The sequence below is a fragment of the Mesorhizobium sp. M1409 genome, assembly GCF_040317535.1.
Taxonomy (GTDB): Bacteria; Pseudomonadota; Alphaproteobacteria; order Rhizobiales; family Rhizobiaceae; genus Mesorhizobium.
Window position 1 is genome coordinate 1 of sequence record NZ_JAMYKV010000078.1, and the last position, 21473, is coordinate 21473.

The following is a 21473-nucleotide window of genomic DNA, read 5'->3' on the forward strand; positions in this document are numbered from 1 at the left end:
GAAATCCCCATAGCCATCGACTGTGGCCCGCGGGTTCCTTCCTCGGGGACTTTCGTACGCCTGCCGGCGCCCGAAACTCTTCACGGAAGATGACCGACTGGTTTTAGGTAAAGGGTGCGAAGAAGCGGACATTCCGCTACGATGCCACCTCGGCGTGTTCCCTACGGTCAATCGGCCGGAAAGCGGATGCTCAGGTGCATTACTAAGGCGGCCCCCGGCTTTTGGCGTACTCGCGACGTTTTGCCGGGCAGGATTGTGCTACGAGAACATATTCGGTCCAATCTCGCCACCAATTTCAATTATCGCATCTGCGGGGATGTTGTTCCTTCGTGCCGCAGCCCGAATAGCCTCCGGGTTAGGCGCCTCGTAAAGGCAATAGCTCTTTTTCTTGTCGGCGCTGAGGAACGAGAAAATCCACTGCACGCCTTCCTGGTCATTGATCAAATTGACACTCTCAATGCCCTCCTTTGTGAGGTTGAGCTGTTCCGCGAACTCCCTTTCGATGACGTAGCGTGGCATGAGCATGCTCCTTCTCAACCGTGGTGATGCAGCGAGGCATGAGAGCCTACCTAGTGAAGCGTTGTCTCCAGCCTCTTCTGCAAACGGACCATACCCAGTTCAGCCGCGGTCACCGAGGCTTGCTCCGAAAGTGACATTGCCCTCTCAATCGCTTTCTTGCTACCCCTTTTTATAAGCAAGTTCGCATATTCAGCCTGGGAATGCGCCAGCCAAGGTCGTGATTCGCTGGCTGCGTTCATATCCATCGCATGCTCGAAGTGCTCGGCGGCCTTCCCAAAATCGCCCAGCGATACCGACAACATTCCCAGATAGCGACTTGCCGCTCCAAAGCAGACAGTTGCGACTCCTGCCGTGATCGTCATATCCTTGTAGGCGAGCATAAGGTTGTAGATTGTCCGTGCCGCCTCCGTGTCGCCCAGACTAACAGCAACCTCAGCCACGAATGAGAGCGATGCGCTTCGCTTTCCATCCGGCGGCATTGCGAAATTGGCACGCGCTAGTTCACTCAACCTGCGTTGCGCTGCGTCCCGATATCCCAAATCGGCCGCAACCAGCGCAAACCCTGGCAACCATGTGGTTTCATCCGGATTTTCATCGATGAGATTCTTCATCACCGGAGCCACCTCTGACAGGCGATTCTGTTCGCGTCGGATCGTGAACATCTGCATGCCATAGACGCCTTCGACTTCCGCGCCATGCGTCTGTCTGCCCAGAGTCAACGCTTCTCCAGCCAGCTTCTCGGCTGTGATGAACCGTCCATCGAGGATGGCCATCATCGCCCTCGCGTTCCACGCAAGCCATAGAATGTTGAGCCGTTGGCGCAACGTTCCCAAGTCTTCCAGCCCGGCCACGGCTTGATCGGCGCGCGCGCGGTCGCCAAGCTCAGTCGAGACGTAGACGTCAAGCGCGAGAGCGCGGCCGCGCAGGTCATCGTCGTTGATGCCGGCAGCGAGGCGCTTTATCTCATCTACCCGCGCCATTAGTTGAGTTGCCTCTGCCGCGGACTTCACTGTCCGGGGCGTCAAGAAAGGCAGGACAGACAGTTCAAAAAGCGAAGCTTGGTCGCCTAGTTGCCGAGCCAATTTGACCCCCTCTGCGTGACATTTGGCGCTGTTCTTGCTGTCGCTGAGGTAAAAATATGCACGCGTGAGGCGGCTGAGGAGCTGGCTCCGCGACCTCTGATCATCGGGCTCGAGCATACCCATTGCTTCAGTGAGCAGCTGAAGCGATTCGTCTAGCCGCTTCGAAGACAGGAACTGGGCGCCGTCAAAACCAAGAGCAGAACGAACGAACGCCTTTGTGTCATGGGTCTCGCGAGCCAAGTGCGCGGTCAGCTTGTATTTTGCCACTGAGTCCGACAAGCGGCCTGCGGCACTCAGTGCCTCGCCGAGCCTTAGGGTCGCCTCGAGCACTTCCTTTTGCCGGGCCGGTCCTCCCGGCAGGTGCTCCGCGATGGCGACAGCGTTCTGAAAGTGATCGACCGCCTCATAGTTGGCTGACTGTCCTAGCGCCCGTTCGCCGGCCTTCATCCAGTATGGCAGCGCGAGCGCACCTTGCTGTGCCTTGACATAATGCTGGGCGATGAGCTCGGGTTGGGTGACGATGAGATCCGGATATGCGTCGATGAGCGCATTAGCGATGGCTTCATGATATTGACGGCGCCTTTTGCTGAGCAGCGATTGGTATGCCGTATCCTGAATGAGCGCATGTCGGAATACCAGCGCGTCTCGCACCACACCGCCGACGACAACGAGCTGGGTAGACATGAGCTCATTGAGCGCTTCGCCGAGAGTTGGGTCATCGAGACCGGCAACCTTGGAAAGTAGGCCGCGGTCAAATTCCCGGCCTATGACAGAGGCGATTTGCGCCACCTCTTTGGCTGCCGCTGTCAAACGGTCAAGTCGGGCCATGAGAGATCCCTGCAGACTGTCGGGAATCTCAACATTGAGAGACGCCGCCTTTCCGCTTTCCAGAATCGAACGTGTCAATTCTTCCACGAATAGCGGCACACCGTCAGTTCGTTCCACGATCCTGTCGGCAAGCTGATCCGGAACGTCTGCGAGCATCGAGTCGATCAGCTCGCGCATCTGTTGCTTCGTCAGCCGACCAATGGCCAGCGTCGTCACGTGCACTAACCCCGTGGCCCAGGTCGGCGTCCATTCGGGCCGGTGCGTTACGACGACAAGAACGGCCGCGCCATGCATGCGACGGACGACCTCTGTGAGAAATTCATTGGTCGACGGATCGATCCAGTGCGCATCCTCAACAACAAATAAAACGGGTGCCATCTTTGCCGCGAGCAGCACCCGGTTCGCCAGTGTGCGGACGATCAGTTCTTTGCGCTGTTGGGCGGAGAGATCGAGCGGCGTGAATTCACCCGCTAGGTCCAGCGAGAGCAGCTCGGCATATGTCGAGCCGACTTCTGAGGGATCTTCGCCGTAACGTTGAACAATTGCGCGCAGCTTCTCGGCTCGCATCAGAGGTTCGTCGGCGGCTGAAAGACCTGCCAGCTTGCTCAGGCGCTGAATGATGGGATAGAAGGCCGAGGTGGAGTGATAGGGCGAACATTGCAGTCGTATTAACTCGGGCTGGTTTTCATGCAACCGTTCCTCAAGCGCGTCGACGAGGCGCGATTTCCCGATTCCCGCCTCTCCCGATACAAAGACTGCTTGGCCTTGACCGTTTTTAGCCAATTCCCAGCGATCCAGCAGCATTCCAATTTCACTGCTGCGGCCAACGAATTTTGAGAGCGCACTAGTTTGCGCGGCATCGAAACGGCTTTCCACTTCTCGTTCGCCGTGGACCGCAAACAGGGCAATAGGCAATCGAAAGCCTTTCAATTCCTGCGCGCCGAGACTCTCGATCTCGAAGGATTGCCCCGCGAGCCGCCGCGTGGCGTCTGCCACCACGATCTGGCCAGGCGCAGCCGCAGCTTGCAGGCGAGCCGCGAGATTCGGAGTATCTCCTGCGATTGAAGCCCGCTCATTTGCGCTGCTGCCGGCGATATCGCCGACGACCACGTGCCCCGATGCAATGCCGATCCGCGCCTTCAATTGCTCGCCGCAGGGGGACTGGAAGGCCTCGACTGCAGCGAGGGCCTCGAGGCCTGCACGAATGGCACGCTCGGCATGGTCCTCGTAAGCCATGGGCCATCCAAAATATGCAAGCACGCCGTCCCCTAGATATTTCGCGACGAAGCCTCCAAAGCGCGTGATCGCGCCTGCAACACTGTCCTGATAGCGCCGCGTAAGCTCATGCATGTCTTCGGGGTCGAGTTGGGCAGATAGCGCAGTCGACCCGACCAAGTCACAGAAGAGCACACTAAGCAGCCGCCGGTCTGCAGTCGGTTCCTGAGGGAGGTCGCTGGCCTGAAGTTCCGAACCCGCAGGAGAAGGTGAAGGGACCAGGGACCCGGTGAGATTTGGCTGAGCAAGTCCGGCTACAGCAGCCATGATAATTTTGCGATGCCCCAGTGAGACACCAAGCTCCTGGAGGTCGCGTTCAGTGACATGAGGGAGCGCTCGCAGGTCGACGTCGTTTTGGACGAACGTCTCCAGGTATTTGTCGAGGCCGAGCTGGCTCAGCCAGTCTTCGATCGTCTGCATCGAGTGTTTTGCCCATGTCACCATGCTAAACTAGCGCGAAGTTAGTCGTAGCACCATGCCGCACTAAGGATCAGCTTAGTTACGGCCTCCTTTCACGAATTCCCTTGGACCAAGGGGTAATTTTCGGGCAAAGTAGGCGTTATTCGTAAGCGAGGGCTGCCGGTCAACATTGTCAGCTAGGCGGGCCGTGCCGGGAGGCGGCGCGCCTAAAACTATCTGATCGACCTTCGATCCGAACTCGGGAACCTCGGTATTGGGATTTCTCGGAGGGTGGAATGAACAGCGGTGCCATTGCCAAATTCGCGCAGGATCTCCGAGGCACGCTGATCGGTCGCGATCATGCCGACTATGATGAAGTGCGCAAACTCTATAATGGCATGATCGACAAGCGGCCTCTTCTAATTGCGCGCTGCATGGACGTCGCCGATGTGATTGCTGCGGTGAACTTCGGCCGCGACAGCCACCTCCCGATAGCAATCCGCGGCGGCGGTCACAACGGACCGGGGTTCGGCGGTGTCGACGACGGCCTCGTGATCGACCTCTCGACGATGAAGGGCGTTCGCGTCGATCCACAGAACCGCACGGTGCGGGTCGGGCCTGGTTGCACGACAGGCGACGTGGATCATGCTACCCACGCCTTTGGCCAGGCAGTGCCGTTCGGCATCATCTCGACCACCGGGGTCGCCGGTCTGACGCTGAGCGGCGGCCACGGCTACCTCAGCCGGCAGTATGGGCTTGCCGTCGACAATCTCATCGAAGCCGACGTGGTGCTGGCCAACGGAAGTTTCATGACGGCCAGCGAAACGGTGAACATGGATCTCTTGTGGGCGCTTCGCGGAGGCGGCGGCAATTTCGGCATCGTGACCAGCTTCCTGTTTCGCACGCACCCGGCGAAAATGCTCTATGGCGGACCGATCGTCTTCGACCTTGGCGATGCCGCCGAGATTATGCGCTGGTATCGCGATTTCCAGGCGAATGCTCCGGAGGATTTCTACATCTTCCTCGGACTGCAATCGGTGCCCGGCGGCAATCCATTCCCGCAGGAGCACTGGAACAAGAAGATGTGCGTCCTCCTTGTCGCGCATAACGGCGAGGATGGCGAAGCGGCCGTCAATGCCATCCGGGCGGCTCTCCCCAAGCCACTCTTCGACTGGGCGGGCCCGATTCCTTACACGGGGTTGCAGACCTTATTCGATGCGCTCTATCCGGCCGGGCAGCAATGGTATTGGAAGGGCGACTTTGTCCGAGCGCTGCCAGATGCCGCCATCGACGCCCATCTCCTGCATGCAAGCAGGGCCGGCCCGGCGTCGTGCATGCATCTTTACCCAATCGACGGGGCGGTGCATCGCCGAGGCAAGGGCGACAGCGCCTGGAACGCTCGTGATGTGACCTGGTCCATGGTGATCGCCGGGATAGATCCCGATCCGGGAATGGCGCCGGTCCTCAAGAAATGGGCAACCGACTACTGGAAAGCTGTGCATCCGTTCGACCTCGGCGGCGCCTATCCCAACTTCATGATGGATGACGAAGGCGAAGAGCGCGTCCAGGCGAGCTTCGGCGACAACTACCCGCGCCTCGCCGCGCTAAAGGGCAAGTTCGACCCTACCAACCTTTTCCACATCAACCAGAACATCCGCCCGGCCACCTAGTGGTCAAATCTAACGCTTGGTACCCGACACGAAAGACAGGATCACAACGTGAACAGGGCTAACTCATAAACGGGGCCAAACGGGGGAGCACGTCACAGCACATCAATCGGACGCAGCTTGGCAACAATCTGTGCCTTTTCCTAACCAGTCTGTCTTCAGGAAATGCGAAAGCTAATCAAAGCTGACTGTGGCTTCCGAAAACATCAATGTCCGCTTTTGGTGAATGGACGGGAGCGTCGCAATGGCCGAAATTGTGAAGGGTTTCGGGTGCCGTCAGGCGTACGAAAGCCTCCCATGCAGGAACCCACGGGCCGCATGCTGTGCGCTATGGGGATTTGTGTGGCGGGGTGTGCCAGCGCCTGTCGCGAACGCTCACATTTCGTGCTGCGGGCGTGTCGAGGAAGTAACGTCCGGGCTTGGTCGGGGAGCTTGTTGCGGTGATTCTGACTGGGTTCGCATGCCTGATGACGGGCGCCGAGACCGCGCCGTTGATCGTCGCGGGGCCGACACCGTTCTCATGCTGGTGCAACTGGAAGCGCCGGATATCCTGGGGCGTCGCAGTGTCGGGAGCGCGCCCAAGGAATGCGGTGAAGCGCCGGACGTGACGCACGTAATCCTGCTGTGTATGCGGTCCCAGACCTCGCATCAGCATGTCTTGCTGCATGCGCTGACGAAGCGGTGATATCGGTGCATTGGTCGGCAGGGTAGCCATGGCGAGTTCCTCTCGTTGAAGGGAACTCCATGGTCTGGTCAGGCAGTTAGGCACTCAAAGCCGAAGATTACCATACTGCATTGCCAACCGCGCCTTCCCGCGAAGCGGGTTCGTGCATGAGGCCCAAAGCCGCCGTTCACCTCTCTTCAAGTCAGCGCTCCGGCCGGCAAAAATCGTCGAGGCCTCCAACAAGGTGAAATCGGTATTTCACACTGACGCGCAACCAGGGTGATGAAGGTATGCCACAACTCACCGAGCCTGATTGGCGATCCATCGTTAGCCGTCTCAACCTGAAATCGCGGCAACGTTTGCCGACAACTGATCCAATACCAACCGCAATCGCTCCATTTCCGGGCGACTGTGTTCACGGGCGGCAAGAATCTGGGCTCTTGACTGCTTGAGTTGCTCAAGACCGAGAACCAAGGCGCCCTGCAGGCGCTTGCGGTCGCCGAGAATGTCTTGGTCGATCTGCGCGATATCGCGTGGATCGATCGCTCGGGAGGGGTCGAAGACGAAGCGGGCTTCGACGGACTTTCGCCAATTCAACAACTTCTGCGCGGTTTTGGGTCCGAATCCGGGCACGCTGTAAAGCTTGTTTCTCTCGACATCGAGCGCTGTTTCGATGCCATACGACTCCAGGACCTGTTTCTTGCCCGGTCCTATGCTCTCGATCTTTGCCGAGGAGATTTCAAAGTTGTCCAGGAACCGGTGCAGTTGCGCCTGACGGCGGTTGCGCTCGAGCTCCGAGATCCTGGCTACCCGTTTGGAAGGCAAGATGTCCCATTCGCGCCTGAGCCCGGCGAGCACCGTTTTTTGCCTGTCGAAAGCGTCCGGCCCGGCCCTCTGCATCCACGTGGTTTGCGCGTTTTTCCACTGGGTGGCGGCCTCGGCGGCGACGCGCCGGTATTCCGCAGCCTCACTGTCCCTGTTCAAGAAACCTCTCAACCCCAGAAAGACCCCCAAGGCGATGCCCAGCACCCAGATCTGCGCCATCATCAAGCCAGCGACGCCGACCACTGCAGCCGCTATTCCGGCCCGGAAGTTGGTGCGGCGCGCGTGCCCCTTGAGCTTCAAGGCGTTGGGATCTGGTGTCACATTCGTTTCGGGGACGGTCGGCACCGGCCCGGGATGCGGGATGGCGTCCACCTGCCGCTGGAATCCGGCGATATCGAAAAGCGTCGCCCCGCCGGCGGGAACAACGGTTGAGAACAGCGGGACGCCCGTGGCGCCTTCCATTTTGCACCAAGGGCACGGCGATGAGCCAAGTGACCAATGGCTGGAATTGGCGGAGCACTGCTTGAGGTTCGCTTCAAGTTCGGCCAAGGCAGCCACCCAGTCCCGGGCCACGGGCCTGCCAGCCGACGTTCCCCTTTGCGAGAAGGCATCCTCAAACATTTTTGCAAGTCGTGGACCGACGATGGCGAGTTCGGGGGAACTCGGAGGCCTAGCCATTCCAACCGCGGCGGCGTTCGCCCCGTAGGGAAAGCGGTACTCCTCGATCGCCTTCGAAATCGGCATATCGCCGCTTCCCGCGTAGCGGCCGGCAAAGGGGTGTTTTCCCATAAACAGCAACAGGAAGGCCATCACGGCCAAGCCGAAATTGTCGTGATTGGGCGTCCTCACGATGCCCGAAAACGATCTGCCCTGCAGCTCCGGCGGTGTGAAGGTCTCGATGCCCACCTCGCAAAGATATTGCTGGCCCAGATAGGAGACCTGGAAGCTGTCGCAGTCGATCAGGCGCACGGTAGCGTCCTGCGCAACCAGCACACCGCCGTGGTTCACATCGCCGATGACGCAGGCGTTGTCATGAACGGCCGCAAATGCTCTCGCGGTGTTTGCCGCCACACGGGTCAGAAATCGCCAATCAACCCGCTGAAAGTCGGTTCTGCGGCTTTTGGGGCTGTAGAGCTGATGGATGCTCTTGCGACCGCTGATCTTCGGCATGATCAGCCCGATGGGCTTGCTATCCTTGGAGCAGACCAGCCCCGTCGGCCAGGCCGTCAGCTTTTCGAGTGAACCGGTCTTGATCTTGCCCATCGCACGGATCTTGTCGATCCTCTGCTGCTCGAGGGGCCGGTGGTAGATCTTGGCGACATGGTTCTTGTGTGCAGCCAAGTCGTAGACGGCGCCCTCGCCGCCCTGGCCGACGATCTCGCCAAGTTTGAGGGCTTCCCCTCGCAGGGTGAACACCTCGCGGACCTTGGCATTCATTTTGCGGCCACCATCGGTTCAGCTGGCGATCTCGTGGCCAGGATCAGCGACTTGTCATCATCGGTCCTCTCGCAGATCTGCGGCGAAAGCAGATAGAGCTTCAGCCCATCCGACAGCGTAGAGTCCTCGCCCGCCACCGCCGATCGTCTCACGGCCGGGAACATCGTATCGAAGAAGGGCTGATGGACGCTGCGCGAAGCCTGGTGCAGGACGAGGTTCTCGATACCGTCGGAGAAGAGCGCGACTTCGTCAATGCGCCGCGGCGCGAACTCGAATTCGAGGACATCCGCGACATTTGATGACGTGGCGAAGTTGGTCGTGTTGGCAAACTCGCCGTGCTGCGGCCAGAACACGTAGGACCATCCGTCTTCACTGCCGTGCGAAACGACCATTGCGCCGTCACCGACCTGAAAGAACACCGTGCTTGTGGGGCCGAGGATGGCAACAAGCAGCGTGCATGCATAATCGCGCACCTCGTGCCCGAGTGCGCGCGCATGAGCGGCGATGCGCTCGGCAATTTCGGTCACCCAGCCCAACGCTTTTGGCCGGTCGATCTGATCGAGCGCACCGTTCTCCGCGAAGTGCACGAAAATGAGCTCCAGCAGGTTCTGCCCGGCTAGCCAAGACCCAACCTCCGAGTGCGCCGCACTGCCAGCGCCGTCGCAGACAGCGGCCGCGAGGATTGGACCTTCCCTGCCCTCGATCAGGGCATGGACCGAATTATCCTGACAGGGCTTGCCGGCCGTGACATGCGAAGTGCCGATGGCGCTAGCCGACGCTATGCGCCAAGACATCACACCTCAGCCCAGCCTGCGGGGGACTGGAGGGCCACGGTCTGTCCGACCTGCGACTGAGAGACGCCCGACAGCGATGCGGACAGCCATGAGAACAGCTCGCGGAATTTGAGGCCACTTAGCTTCAGCGGCTGGCGTGTGGAGAGCTTGGCGAGGATGTCCATGTTGGCACCGTCGACGCCAACGGCGAAGAACGAAAACGCCTTTGCCGCCTCGCCGGATTTGACCGCGTTTTCGGCAGCGACGATGCTGTCCGTGGGCGCGCCGTCCGTCATCAGAAACACCCAGGGCCGGTAATAGGAGATGCCGTTCGCGCGGTACTCATCTTTGCGACGTCGCAACATCTCGAGGCCCTGCTCGATCGCCGCACCCATTGGGGTGTCGCCGCTGGTCGCTAGCGTACTAGGCGTAAACAGGTCAGCGGTCTGAAACGGCGCGACGATGTTGACCGGTCCGAAGGTGACGATGGCGACCTCGACACGTTTCATCGCAAGGCTGTCGGCCGCGAGCTCGTCCTTGAAAGCGACAAGGCCTTGGTTCAGCGCGTCGATCGGCGCTCCGCTCATGGAATAGGAGGTGTCGAGCAGAAGGAGGCACGGGCACCGAGGTTCGGGGTTATCCGCGAACTCTGCCGCCCCAAACGGTATCTGATCAAATTGGTTGGACATTTTACTCGCCTTTTTCGCCGAAATATCGCTTCCCGCAAGCCCGGGTCTCCCGGCACTCGGCAGGTAGCGTCCAAAAATTATTGAAACCGGAATTGCAAAGCGCGTCGATGCGCTTGCCCGCCCCAATTTTCAAACCCTCCCTATCTACAGATGCTCGGTTTCTGCTGTCAATTGACTTGAGATTTAGCCACGCAAAAGTCGATTCGACTTTCGCGGACTGCTCTGTTTTGTATTGTGCAGGGAGGGTGAAATGGTCAGCCAACAACGGATCGGCTGGGGCATCGCGGTTTTCTGCGCAATCGGGTGGGCCATGTCGAGCATCGACGCCCGGTCGCCACCCCCCGCCCCGCCCGCGGTCCCCGCGGCAACCACCACCGCGGCGCTTCGGGTACAACCGAGCAACAGCTCGATTGCCTATGCAAAGCCCGACGCGGTGGCTGCCCAGAAGCCAAGCCCCGCCACGTTGGTTCGCTGGCTGTACACCACCAAAAACGTTCGTGTCAGGGTCGCGCCGGACACCGAGGCGCGTATCATCACCACGCTTCCACTGGGCGACCTGGTCCAGACAAACGGTCAACAGGGAGACTGGTACAATGTGACGGTCTCCGCACAGATCGGATGGATCCATGGCGACTACCTCAGCGAGGCGAAGCCGGTCGAGCTGACTTCGACCACACCGGTCGCTCCAGCGGCTGCATCAGATGACGGCAGCGTTTCCGAGCATGCCTCGGGCGAGCCTGTCAGAGACGCCGTGGTAGGCAGATGCGATTGCCCATACGACCTGATGCGCAATGGGCGTTTATGCGGGGGCCGGAGCGCCTACAGCAGGCCCGGTGGCAGGAGCCCGGTGTGCTACTGGTAGGAAGGCTGCGCCGCGAGTAGCGACCGGTTGATCCACCCCAAAGTGACATCGTCCTTGCTGATCCGCGCCCAGCGACCGTTGATTTCGACGACTGTCAGAGTGGTGCCCGCCGGCACCTGACTCACCACGGCCCCGGCCATTGAAGGATCCGAACGGATATTCGCCGTCCTGGTCACGACTGCCGTTGGGAAGTGCTCGCCTGGCGGCGGCTCGACCGCTACCGAGGAACCCGGATCGGCTCCCGATAACGTGCTTGGCGTTTTCTGATCACCAGCGGAGGTGGGCCAGCTATCGCCAACAGGTGCGTCCTGCTGAACCGGCCCTTTGGGTGCTTCCACATACGGCGGCGGATTCGAAGGGGTGATGTCGCGGCTTGCCGGCGGCAGCGGTTTGGTCTGCCCTGGTTCCTGGCGATCGGTTCGGGGTGCCAATGTCGGGTTTGGCATAGCGCTGGATTTTGTGTCGGAATTCTGGGCCATCAAGGCCGCCCCCACACCGACGACGCCGATAACAACCAAGGAGACTTGCGCCGCACGGCTCCCTCTGGCGGCGTGGTAGATCAGGGCCACGAGTGCTGCGATCAATAAACCCAGAAAAAGAGCGGATTTGCCGCTGCGCTTGGAAGAATAGGACATGCCCGAACCGGGAAGACCAACAGTGCTCTGAATGCCGCCACGGCCCATGTTCAATGTGGAGCCGGGCTTGCCAAAGGAGGCACTGCTGAGCCCCTTCCCGGTGACGTTCAGGCGAACGCCGGGAATAAGCCTCAATGACTTTCTGTAACTAAACCCCACTGCGCCCCCGCGCGTATTTTGAAGCGAACACTAGCGTTGGGGCACTTGCGAAGCAACTTCCGTTTCATAGAACTCGAGGCCAAGTAGTCTATCGATTTGAAAGTTCCGTTCGCGCTTACCGGCTTCGCCGCAACGGCCTCCACTTTGGCCGAGCCTTGATCTTAAGGTGTCCCGACATCGATCTGCAGCACCGGAAGCGCTATCTCCTGTTGCGCAAGATATGATTTGAGGGTCTCCTGGAAACGCTCAATGTCTGGCAATACCTTGCGGCCCACACGGATGATTTCATCACCCTTTGGCTCTTTCTCGAATACAACGTTGATCTGAAGATCGGCCAGCGACGGGTTCAACACGAGAAACCGATCGAGGTTGCTGTTCAGAGCGGTGCGCTCCTCGGACAGCAATTGATCCAGAAACTCATAGCCCTTCATCCGCGGTCAGCACTTTTGCTCCCCTCCCCGCCACGGTTCGGTCGAAGAGGTGACCAAGCAGGTACCCTCTCCGGGGGATAACTGGCAAGTTCACTCTTTGTTCTATTCGGCCGCCCTGCAATCCTGTATACTTTGAGGCGTTCTTTTGCACCACGTTCCCTTGCGAGGATCTGCCTGATGACTGTCCAGCCCAGGACTCTCAATGAGCCGACAATCAGCTGCCCGAGCTGCAAGACCGACATCAAGCTCAATGAGTCGCTCGCGGCGCCGCTGATTGCGGCCACGCGCGAGGAATATGAACGGCGACTGGCGCAGAGCAACGCCGCCATGACGGCCAGGGAGGAGGAGGTTCAACGCAAGCAGGCGGCTATCGACGCCGCCCGGGATGACATCGACAGCCAGGTCGCCGAAAAACTCAAGCTCGAACGTGCCGCCATCGCCGCCGAAGAGGCCCGCAAGGCAAAACTTCTCGTCTCGACCGACCTTGAGGACAAGGACAGGAGGCTGGGCGAGATGGAGACGACGCTGAGGGCGCGGGACGAAAAGCTCGCTGCGGCGCAGTTGCAGCAGGCCGAATTTATGAAGCAGCAGCGGGCGCTCGACGATGAAAGGCGCGAAATGGCGCTGACCATCGAAAAGAGGATCCAGGAAGGGTTGGACGCCGTCCGCGTCAAGGCCAGGACCGAAGCCGAAGACGGCCTCAAGATGAAGGTGGCCGAGAAAGAGGAACAGATTGCCGGCATGCAGCGCCAGATCGAGGAGCTGAAGCGCCGCGCCGAGCAAGGATCTCAGCAGCTTCAGGGCGAGGTCCTTGAGCTCGAGCTGGAGTCGCTGATCGCCAGCCGGTTCCCGATGGACATCATCGAACCGGTCGCCAAGGGTGAGTTTGGTGGTGACGTGCTGCAACGCGTGGTGGGACCGGCCGGCCAGCCGTGCGGCGCGATCCTGTGGGAATCAAAACGCACCAAGAACTGGAGCCAGGGCTGGCTGGGCAAGCTGCGGACAGACCAGCGCGCCGCCAAGGCAGACATCGCGTTGATGATCTCCGAGGCGCTGCCTGCGGGAGTCGAAACGTTCGATCTGGTGGATGGCGTCTACATCGCCCATCCCAAATGCGCGATTCCGATCGCGATCATGCTCCGGCAGTCCCTCATCGAGCTCGCCAACTCCCGCCTCGCCCAGGACGGCCAGGCCACCAAGATGGAGCAGGTCTACGGCTATCTGACTGGCCCCAGGTTTCGCCACCGGGTCGAGGCGATCGTCGAGAAATTCTCCGATATGCAGGACGACCTTGCCAGGGAAAGGAAAGCCACAATCCGCCTGTGGGCCAAACGGGAGGCTCAGATCCAGGGTGTCATCGAGTCGACCGTCGGAATGTACGGCGATCTGCAGGGCATCGCCGGCAAGGTGATGCAGGAGATCGCGGGCTTGGAGGTCTTGGCCATAGAAGCATCCGCGTCCCTCCCCGATTGAGAAGGCGAACTAAACTGGATATCGGATTTGAGAACGAGGGCAAGCTGCTCCTTGTTACGGATGATCCGTCAAACGCGGAACGCAATGTCAAGAAGCCGCCGCGCTGAACCCCCTCGCCCGGCCGGTCATCAGATTGCTATGCAGCCTGCGGTTTTTGCGCCAAGCTGTGCGGACAATGAAAGCCTGCCCGTGACGGACCGTGAAATCCACCTTTACCTCGATGATAGCGGCAGCCGCGAGCCAGACCGACAACCAAAGGAGAAGCGGCGGGAGGAGATGGATTATTTCGCCCTCGGCGGCCTCCTCATCAACGAGGAAGACGTCGACGAGCTCTGCGCGCGCCATAAGGCCTTCTGCCAGAAGCACGGGATCACCTACCCGCTGCACTCCTGGGCGATCCGGGGCGGCCGTGGCGACTTCGGCTGGCTGAAGAAGCCCGAGGCTGCCTTTGAGTTCCTGGGAGATTTGCAGGGGATGCTGCTTGCACTGCCCGTGATCGGCATCGCCGCGGTGATTGATCGGCCGGGCTATGTTGCCCGCTACCGGGACCGGTATCAGGACCAGTTGTGGTTCATGTGCAAGACCGCCTACTGCATCCTGATCGAGCGCGCCGCCAAATACGCCCGCAGCCAGGATCGCAAGCTGCGCGTGTTCTTCGAGCGGGCAGGCAAAGCCGAGGACCGCGACCTGATAGCCTACACGCGGACCCTGAAGATGCAGGGGATGCCGTTCGACGGTGCCAACTCCGCCATCTACGGGTCGTTAAGCGCCGAGGAGTTCAAAGACATCGTGCGCGGAGAGCGCCGCGCGGCAGAACCAAAGCCACGCCGATGCTGCAGATCGCCGATCTCTACCTCTATCCGATGGCCAAGGGCGGATATGACCCGTCCTACCGGCCCTACAAGGCCCTGATGGACAACAAGCGTCTGATCGACGCGCACCTGCCGCAGGAGGACCTGGCATCCTGCGGCATCAAATACAGCTGTTTTGACAGGATAAAAAACAAAGACCCGGACTAACCGGGCCTTCGTTTTGAAAAGTCGGCTGGCGCCTGGCGCCAACCCCGGAGCGATGCTCACGTCCAAAGTATGGGTATTGACGCTCTCTTTGTCAACACCCCGGGTGAACCTCTGGTCGGGGGGTCCCTATCTTATCGCTTGCATATAGCACGCTTCGTCTAATCGACACTTCATATTATCAAGTCATCTTCTTTGGGTGCAGCGCGGTTCCCCGGCCCCTGAATCCGGGGGCATAGGCCGGGCGAACCTTGAAACACCCTCCCCCTGAATACAGAATCGCCCCCAATGCCCTTGCGTCATCACGCCTCATATGGCCCAGCCAGAATCCGCCAAAGCAGACGTCGACAAGCTTCGCACCAACGAGAAGAAATGGACCAAGGCGCTCATGGCCACTGGCTGGAGCGCTTTCCCCAACATCATCATCGAAAAGCAGCAGGCTCTCGGCCTCGATGCGCTCGATATGAACATCATCATCCACCTGGTCCAGTACTGGTGGCTGCCCGACAACCTGCCCCACCCCTCGGTGGAGACGATCGCCAAGGCGATCGGGGTGACACCCCGCACCATTCAGAAACGCATTGCCGCCCTCGAGGCCCTTAAACTTCTTGGCCGGGAAGAACGGCGCAACACGCCCAATGGCAGCATGACGAACCGCTATCATTTCGATGGCCTGATCGAGGCCGCCAGGCCGTTTGCGTTGGAAAAGGCCGCCGAGATCAAGAAGGCGGCCGAGGAAAGGTCAGACCGGTTGAAGCGCAAGAAGCCGCAACTAGTCGTCGACAACGATGCATAGGCAGATCGTGGCGTAGCTCAGAGGATAGAGCGCCTCGCTTTCGACCTGGGTGGTGCGTGACACCGCTATCTAGGGGCGAGGAGGTCGCAGGTTCAAGTCCTGCCGTCACGCCCATCCTTGTTCACCAACACCTGGCCCCTTGCCTATGCGACTGGAAAGGTCGCGAGATTGCCAGCGTGAGATCGCATCTCCAAACGCCGATCCTGGTATTTTCCGCGGTAATTGAACAGCGCCAGAAGCTGCATTTCAAGAAGCCATTGTGAGGCGTCCCAAGCGTGGAAAATGTCCATGTCGTAATTGAAGGGCGACGAATGCGTGACGCCGTTGCGGAATTCGGTCAGCAACGAGAATCCGTCGCGAGCCGGCTGCCCCTTCTTAGCTTTCAAACGTTTGCGAAGCAGATCGGATTTATCGGCCGGATCCCCTTCGATTTTGAGCAGGCGGGTACAGGCTCTGATTTGTTCCGCAAGACTGACATTGCGCAACATCGAGACGCTTCACCCGCCCCGTGTCCCCAGAACATAGGCTGCGAGGGTTTCCAGGCCGGCTGCCGACATGATGACCGCCGTCTCCACCGAATCGTAGCGAGAGAGGTTCGCTATCTTATAATAGGCCAACGCCCGCCCGACGCCGCGCTTGGCCTCCGGGGTCTGAAAGACCGTCATGTAACTGGCAAACAGCGCCGGCAAGCCGTCGGCCAACGACCAATGAAACCAGTTTCTCGGCGCCTCCAGCCTGTCGGCCCGGGTGAATCCCAGAGATCGGAAGGTGTTGGCCATGCAGTCGGCCTTGAAAGCAATCGAACTCGGTGACGCCAGCGGAATCGCGGAGGCGGTCGTCGCTGCTCTGCATGCATGGAAAAGGAACTTCGAGGTCGCTGAGACCCATTGGAAACGCGCGCTCGCCCTCGGTCCGACCACCCCTAATGTTCTCGTTTGGGTCGGCTATATCTGTCTCTGGAGTGGTCAACTCGCTGAGGCCCGTGAAATCGGCGAGCGGCTGAGACGCCTGAGTCCACTCGAACACCGCGACGTCCACGAGCTGCTCGCATTCACTTACTATCTGCTCGGTGAATATGAGGCTTCGCTGGATTCGTTCCGTCGTTGGGACAACAACAATTATGATCGCGGGTTCGCCAATCTGGCTGCGTGTTTGGGACAGCTCGGCCGTGCCGAAGAGGCAAGATTGGCTTGGGGCAGGTGCCTCGAGCGCAAGCCTGGTTTCACTCTAGGTGACTACAAGCGCGGCTCTCCATATCGCCGTCAGGAGGATGTGGAGCACTGGCTAGATGGCCTGCGGAAAGCAGGCATTGCGGATTGAAGGATGACGGGTCACGCCCAGGCCGACACCTTCAAGGGCAAACGGCCATGTTCAGGATAACCCCCTAACCAGAAATATCAGCGACTTGAGCAAAGCCGACGTGAATGAACCCAGAGCGGAAAATCAGGCGAATCGACTCCTCCTCGGGATGCAAATACAATTTGCCGCAGTGAGAGCACCCCTGCGATGTCCGAAGAGCGCGTCCAACGCCGCCTTGCTGCCATTCTGGCCATCGACGTGGTTGGCTATAGTCGCCTCACGGAGCGCGACGAGGTAGGTACCTTGACTACGCTCAAATCTCGGCGTCGAGAGATCCTTCAGCCAATGATCTCCAAACATCACGGTCGCATCATCAAATTGATCGGCGACGGCGCGCTAATAGAGTTCGGAAGCGCAGTCAACGCCGTAGACTGCGCTGTCGAATTGCAGAGGGCTATGGATATCGCGAATGCAGATGTGGCTGGGGACCGACGCATTGTATTGCGAGCTGGAATTAATCTCGGCGACGTGGTGGTCGAGGGCAATGATCTCTATGGCGACGGAGTCAACGTCGCGGCTCGGCTCGAGAGTCTGTCGGAGCCGGGGGGATTGTGCATCTCGGGAAGTGTCTTCGAGCAGATCAACGGCAAGCTTCCACATTCATTCGTTTCCTTGGGCCCGCAGACTCTCAAAAACATCGATCGACCGATCCAAACCTATAGGCTCGCGGGCAAGGATGGAGCCGCGGCGGCGGTTTCGGCCGTTGAACTTTCTCTTCCCGCCAAGCCGTCAATAGTCGTCCTGCCCTTTGTGAATATGAGTGCTGACGCCGAGCAGGCGTATTTCGTTGATGGATTGACGGAGGACCTGATTACCGATCTGTCCAAAGTGCCCGAGCTCTTCGTCATCGCCCGGAACTCATCCTTTGCCTACAAGGGCAGATCGGTAGACACCCGCCAGATCGCTCGCGAACTGGGCGTGAAATATGTCCTGGAGGGAAGCGCCCGACGGGTGGCGGACCGCGTGCGGATCAATGCCCAGCTCATCGATGCACCCGCCGGTGGGCACATCTGGGCAGATCGCTTCGACCGGGACCTTGCCGATATCTTCGCGGCGCAAGACGAAGTCGTCGGAAAGATTGTGGAGGGGCTCGCCGGCAGATTAGCCGCGGCAAACCTGAAGGAGCGTTATCGGCCAACGAACTTGGGGGCCTATGATCTCTATCTACGGGGGCGGGCTGAATGGGCACACTCCACGGAGGCTGGCGTTGCGGCCATCCCCTTGTTCGAGCGGGCCATCGCACTCGATCCTAACTACGCGGATGCCTATCGCTGGTTGGCGATCAGTCAGTGCGAGGCCTGGGTCTTTAGGAACTATCCGATGAATCCCCTTCGTCAACAATCTATGGCGTCGGCAAGAAAGGCGATTGAACTCGATCCCGAAAATTCTGGCACGCATTGGGTGCTCGCGTTCATACTCCTCCTCGAGCGCCAGTGGGATGAGTCTGCCAAAGAGTACGAGATTTCGCTCCGGCTCAATCCGAACGATGCCGATGCGTGGGCAAACTTCGGGGATCTGAAGACCTATGAAGGTCGCGGAGTAGAGGCCATCGCCTGCATCGAGAAGGCATTGCGCCTGAATCCGTGCCCGCCGAGCTGGTATTTCTGGTTACTCGGAGGTGCCCAATCCGCTGCCGGTAAGTATGAGGAAGCAGTGAAGACGCTGAGGAAAGATGCAACATATCGCACCGAATCCAGGGTAAATTTGGCGTCGATCCTGGCGCGGCTCGGCAGGTTAGAGGAAGCGCGTGAAGAGGCCACGCTATATCTGGCAACAAACCCCCATTTCAAGATTAGACATTGGGTCGAATCCCAGCCCTATCGCGACTTGGCCTTGCGAGACATGTACGTCGAAGGCCTTCGTAAGGCTGGCTTTCCGGAATGACTAACTTCTTTCTCGACGGACCACCACGCTGGAGTCGGCTTCTGGCTACTCTGCCACAAGCAGCCGCAACCGATAACGGCTGCTTTTTCACGGAAGCAGATACTCGTGCACGATCTAACCACGCCCGTTTATGAGTTCACGCCATAGGCCCGGCGCAAGGTCGGCCTTCTAGCTAGCCCGTTATCCCGAAAGGGGACTGACGGCTCTCGTGAAGATCCTATGGGGATGGAAGGCGACCAGCGCTCTGCCAGAGTGAAGTTGCCAAACTCACCTGGAGGTCAGCATGCAAGCCAACACCATCAAAGCGGGACGGCTTGAAATGGCGGAGGAGCAAACCCAGGAGTTGACAATCGCGCTGCAGGAGAAGGATCGCCCAGCCTATCCTGGTCTGGTGACCAAGATCGAATTCTCGATTGAAGTCCTAAGGGAGAACCTGACCCTGCTCCAGAAGGCACTCCCACCAGACGGAAAACGCTCTCCGACTTGAATTTCGTACCCAGCCACGGCATCGAATAGCTCAAATCGGCATTCTGGGTTTACATCGGCAGCCAAGCCCCTAGTTTTAGAGCTTCGCGCCGTGCACCCCGAGTGCGTGGATGATCGAGAACGGGACCGTGAGCTCTGGCCGGCCCCTCAAGAACTTCCGAAAGGATGACTGCTATGACACAGGCCAAGAATGGCGACACCGTGCGCATCAACTACAATGGACGCCTAGTCGACGGCACTCAATTCGATTCTTCCGGCAGCGAACCGCTGCAATTCACGCTGGGTGAAGGACAACTGATCCCCGGTCTTGAAACCCATGTCGAGGGCATGGAGGTGGGCGCGAAGAGCACCGTCACCGTTCCCGCCGAGGCCGCCTATGGCCCCCGCCGCCCCGAAGCGGTCATGACCATCGACCGCGCCAAGGTGCCAGACAACATCAACGTTGATATCGGCACTCGATTGCAGGCCAAAACCCGCGACGGGCGCCCCATCCCGGTAACAGTCGTCGAAGTGGACGACGCCAGCGTCAAGCTCGACGGCAATCATCCCTTGGCCGGAAAGGATCTGGTTTTCGACGTTGAACTGGTCGAGATCGTTCAGGCGGCGTAGGGGCACTAATACGGCGCAGATTTGGTCGGCTTCGCGACGTCCCTTACGAGCATTCCCCGGCAGGGGTGGCGATTCAGGCAAGATCAGGAGTTGGTGGTAGCCATGGGCCGCGCCCTCGGCGGCGCGGCCTCGGCGAGTTCTTCGCCCGGGGGTTACGTTCAACGAATGCTGGGCCCGACTTTGCGACACTATGAACGCGAAGGATTCCATGTGGCCATGTACTTCGTACAGGATCAGAAATTTACCTGTACGCCGCTGGCTGTCAGGTTTGATCATTTTTGGAAGCTCGACAGCTTCTGGCGTTCGACGGGCCCATGCTGAGAAATATCAAAACGGCGCTGATGCATAGCCAAGGCTTTACCTAGTCCGGCACTTTCGTCTCCCTCGCGGCTTTATCGCTTTGCTCGACGCCAACCGGCCGCCCGAGCTTCGGCCTCAGAGCAAAACCAGCGCTCGCCCTTTCCGGTCGATATGACTGTCTCGGCATAATGTTCTTGACCAGGCAGGTGGTAGATGTGCTCACCAGAGTTCACGCTGATGTTGCCCTTGATGTTGCAGCCTGAGCCGAGTAGCCCGAAGCCAGTTGATTGCTCGCTGACAGTCTCGACCTTGTCGGCATTGACCGCACGCCAATCCCAAGGTTGATCGAACCGGCCCTGCCAAAGGCCGCGGTGAGCCGCCTTGGCAGTGCCTTGCTCGGCGGCGAATGTCCCATTCGAATAGCGCGGCCAGTCGAGGGCCAGACCCTGTTCGACAAGCCAGCGCTGAACGCTGCGACCGTCTGCGCGATCGCAATTCCCTACAAGCCGGCCATACCGATCGCGATCGATAAAGCTGCAACGCAGCGGTCGCGAAGCTGCCAGGAACTCGTCCAAGGCTTGGGCGGCGCGGCGCCCACAGGGATATTCGAAGCCCTGGGCGTCGTCGCAATACTGCCGGCTCTCCGGTGCGTCGATGCCGTTGAAGCGAATGCGCTGGCCAGCAATCTCGACCGTGTCGCCGTCGATCACCGAAGCGCGGCCTTCCATCGGGCCAGGCAATGGTGCTGTCCAATTTGTTATGGTCCTCTGAATGCCAGCGATGAGGCCGGTGCTCTGTTGCCCGGCGGTCCTCTGGATAGCGAATTGGGTGACTGCTGCGGCAAGCGCACCAACGCCCAGCAAGAGGAGTCCCAAGAGCGGTCGCTGCAATCGCCGTGACAGCATTCTCCTGCCGGCGCGCTTTCGCCACTGGTCAGCCTGATTGGCACCTTGATGACGCTGGACTTTGCCCACGTCCCTCTCTCCCCGGCGGAAGAATGCTTCCGTTGCGGGCGAGAGTCTAGAGTGGAACATTAGAGTTCTCTAACGGTTCTATCCTGGCAATTTGCCAATCCATGATGGGCACAGCAATGGCGGTGTTGGCGTTTGATACGATCTATTTTTTCGGCCTGACGGGGGACGACCTGATAGGCGGGGTCGTATCGCTGGTGGCATGCATGCTGCTTTTCAACGCTATGGCGAAGGATCGCTCAAACCCTGGAGCGGGATGAAATTACGGTGAGTCGATAAGGGATTCCCAAATCGGTTGGAATTTGATTGAACTAAACCGCTGCCGCGGTAGCTG

21 protein-coding genes and 1 tRNA gene are annotated in these 21473 nt (G+C 59.5%); 11 read left to right on the forward strand and 11 right to left on the reverse strand.

Annotation, left to right across the window (positions count from 1 at the left end; genetic code table 11):
• Positions 1–258 precede the first annotated feature (258 nt).
• Together NKG99_RS33120 and NKG99_RS33125 are read right to left on the reverse strand one after the other, a co-directional pair.
• Positions 259–519: a DUF4242 domain-containing protein gene (locus NKG99_RS33120; protein WP_352809548.1), complete on the reverse strand. Its 261-nt coding sequence runs from the start codon at positions 517–519 to the stop codon at positions 259–261.
• Between the two features lie 50 nt (positions 520–569).
• Positions 570–4124 (reverse strand): AAA family ATPase, encoded by a 3555-nt coding sequence (locus NKG99_RS33125; protein ID WP_352873540.1) that lies wholly within the window; start codon positions 4122–4124, stop codon positions 570–572.
• Between the two features lie 275 nt (positions 4125–4399).
• On the opposite strand from NKG99_RS33125, the gene NKG99_RS33130 reads away from it, so the two are divergent.
• The gene (locus NKG99_RS33130) at positions 4400–5773 is read left to right on the forward strand and encodes an FAD-binding oxidoreductase (protein ID WP_352873542.1); all 1374 of its coding nucleotides are present in this window, start codon (positions 4400–4402) and stop codon (positions 5771–5773) included.
• Between the two features lie 325 nt (positions 5774–6098).
• On the opposite strand, the gene NKG99_RS33135 is transcribed toward NKG99_RS33130, so the two are convergent.
• The 4 genes from NKG99_RS33135 to NKG99_RS33150 form a co-directional block, all read right to left on the reverse strand.
• A complete protein-coding gene (locus NKG99_RS33135; RefSeq protein WP_352873544.1) occupies positions 6099–6485 on the reverse strand; it encodes a phage integrase N-terminal SAM-like domain-containing protein in 387 nt (128 codons plus the stop codon).
• 285 nt (positions 6486–6770) lie between these two features.
• On the reverse strand, positions 6771–8696 hold the full coding sequence (locus tag NKG99_RS33140; RefSeq protein WP_352873545.1) for a helix-hairpin-helix domain-containing protein: 1926 nt from the start codon (positions 8694–8696) through the stop codon (positions 6771–6773).
• Positions 8693–9490 (reverse strand): PP2C family serine/threonine-protein phosphatase, encoded by a 798-nt coding sequence (locus NKG99_RS33145; RefSeq protein ID WP_352873547.1) that lies wholly within the window; start codon positions 9488–9490, stop codon positions 8693–8695. The genes NKG99_RS33140 and NKG99_RS33145 overlap by 4 nt, the downstream gene beginning before the upstream one ends.
• Entirely contained in the window at positions 9490–10158 is a 669-nt protein-coding gene (locus NKG99_RS33150; RefSeq protein ID WP_352873549.1) for a vWA domain-containing protein, read from the reverse strand. Before NKG99_RS33150 ends, NKG99_RS33145 begins: the two co-directional genes overlap by 1 nt.
• Before the next feature lie 250 nt (positions 10159–10408).
• On the opposite strand from NKG99_RS33150, the gene NKG99_RS33155 reads away from it, so the two are divergent.
• Complete coding sequence (locus tag NKG99_RS33155) at positions 10409–11020, forward strand: SH3 domain-containing protein (protein WP_352873551.1); 612 nt, start codon at positions 10409–10411, stop codon at positions 11018–11020.
• On the opposite strand, the gene NKG99_RS33160 is transcribed toward NKG99_RS33155, so the two are convergent.
• Both NKG99_RS33160 and NKG99_RS33165 read right to left on the reverse strand, forming a co-directional pair.
• Positions 11011–11814 (reverse strand): DUF4236 domain-containing protein, encoded by an 804-nt coding sequence (locus tag NKG99_RS33160; protein WP_352873553.1) that lies wholly within the window; start codon positions 11812–11814, stop codon positions 11011–11013. The two genes, NKG99_RS33155 and NKG99_RS33160, sit on opposite strands and share 10 nt — an antisense overlap.
• 161 nt (positions 11815–11975) lie before the next feature.
• Complete coding sequence (locus NKG99_RS33165; protein ID WP_352873555.1) at positions 11976–12245, reverse strand: hypothetical protein; 270 nt, start codon at positions 12243–12245, stop codon at positions 11976–11978.
• Between the two features lie 177 nt (positions 12246–12422).
• On the opposite strand from NKG99_RS33165, the gene NKG99_RS33170 reads away from it, so the two are divergent.
• The 4 genes from NKG99_RS33170 (at position 12423) to NKG99_RS33185 (ending at position 15644) form a co-directional block, all read left to right on the forward strand.
• Positions 12423–13718 carry a DUF2130 domain-containing protein gene (locus NKG99_RS33170; protein WP_352873557.1) on the forward strand — a complete coding sequence of 432 codons (1296 nt, stop codon included), beginning with the start codon at positions 12423–12425 and terminating at the stop codon, positions 13716–13718.
• 138 nt (positions 13719–13856) lie between these two features.
• Entirely contained in the window at positions 13857–14630 is a 774-nt protein-coding gene (locus NKG99_RS33175; protein WP_352873559.1) for a DUF3800 domain-containing protein, read from the forward strand.
• A gap of 417 nt (positions 14631–15047) precedes the next feature.
• Positions 15048–15530, forward strand: coding sequence for a helix-turn-helix domain-containing protein (locus NKG99_RS33180; protein WP_023722605.1), 483 nt, complete (start codon positions 15048–15050; stop codon positions 15528–15530).
• A gap of 6 nt (positions 15531–15536) precedes the next feature.
• Positions 15537–15644: transfer RNA gene (locus tag NKG99_RS33185), tRNA-OTHER, on the forward strand.
• A gap of 29 nt (positions 15645–15673) precedes the next feature.
• Here NKG99_RS33185 and NKG99_RS33190 read toward each other — a convergent pair.
• Both NKG99_RS33190 and NKG99_RS33195 read right to left on the reverse strand, forming a co-directional pair.
• Complete coding sequence (locus tag NKG99_RS33190; protein ID WP_352873561.1) at positions 15674–16018, reverse strand: hypothetical protein; 345 nt, start codon at positions 16016–16018, stop codon at positions 15674–15676.
• A gap of 9 nt (positions 16019–16027) precedes the next feature.
• Positions 16028–16309 (reverse strand): hypothetical protein, encoded by a 282-nt coding sequence (locus NKG99_RS33195; RefSeq protein WP_352873563.1) that lies wholly within the window; start codon positions 16307–16309, stop codon positions 16028–16030.
• Between NKG99_RS33195 and NKG99_RS33200 the strand changes: the two genes are divergently transcribed.
• The 4 genes from NKG99_RS33200 (at position 16308) to NKG99_RS33215 (ending at position 19868) form a co-directional block, all read left to right on the forward strand.
• Positions 16308–16850 (forward strand): tetratricopeptide repeat protein, encoded by a 543-nt coding sequence (locus NKG99_RS33200; RefSeq protein ID WP_352873565.1) that lies wholly within the window; start codon positions 16308–16310, stop codon positions 16848–16850. The two genes, NKG99_RS33195 and NKG99_RS33200, sit on opposite strands and share 2 nt — an antisense overlap.
• Before the next feature lie 186 nt (positions 16851–17036).
• Entirely contained in the window at positions 17037–18773 is a 1737-nt protein-coding gene (locus NKG99_RS33205) for an adenylate/guanylate cyclase domain-containing protein (protein ID WP_352873567.1), read from the forward strand.
• 283 nt (positions 18774–19056) lie between these two features.
• A complete protein-coding gene (locus NKG99_RS33210) occupies positions 19057–19260 on the forward strand; it encodes a hypothetical protein (RefSeq protein WP_352873569.1) in 204 nt (67 codons plus the stop codon).
• A 173-nt stretch (positions 19261–19433) separates the two neighbouring features.
• A complete protein-coding gene (locus NKG99_RS33215; protein WP_352873571.1) occupies positions 19434–19868 on the forward strand; it encodes an FKBP-type peptidyl-prolyl cis-trans isomerase in 435 nt (144 codons plus the stop codon).
• Between the two features lie 392 nt (positions 19869–20260).
• On the opposite strand, the gene NKG99_RS33220 is transcribed toward NKG99_RS33215, so the two are convergent.
• Positions 20261–21142, reverse strand: coding sequence for a thermonuclease family protein (locus NKG99_RS33220; RefSeq protein WP_352873573.1), 882 nt, complete (start codon positions 21140–21142; stop codon positions 20261–20263).
• Positions 21143–21243: 101 nt separating this feature from the next.
• Between NKG99_RS33220 and NKG99_RS33225 the strand changes: the two genes are divergently transcribed.
• A complete protein-coding gene (locus NKG99_RS33225; protein ID WP_352873575.1) occupies positions 21244–21399 on the forward strand; it encodes a hypothetical protein in 156 nt (51 codons plus the stop codon).
• Positions 21400–21473 lie beyond the last annotated feature (74 nt).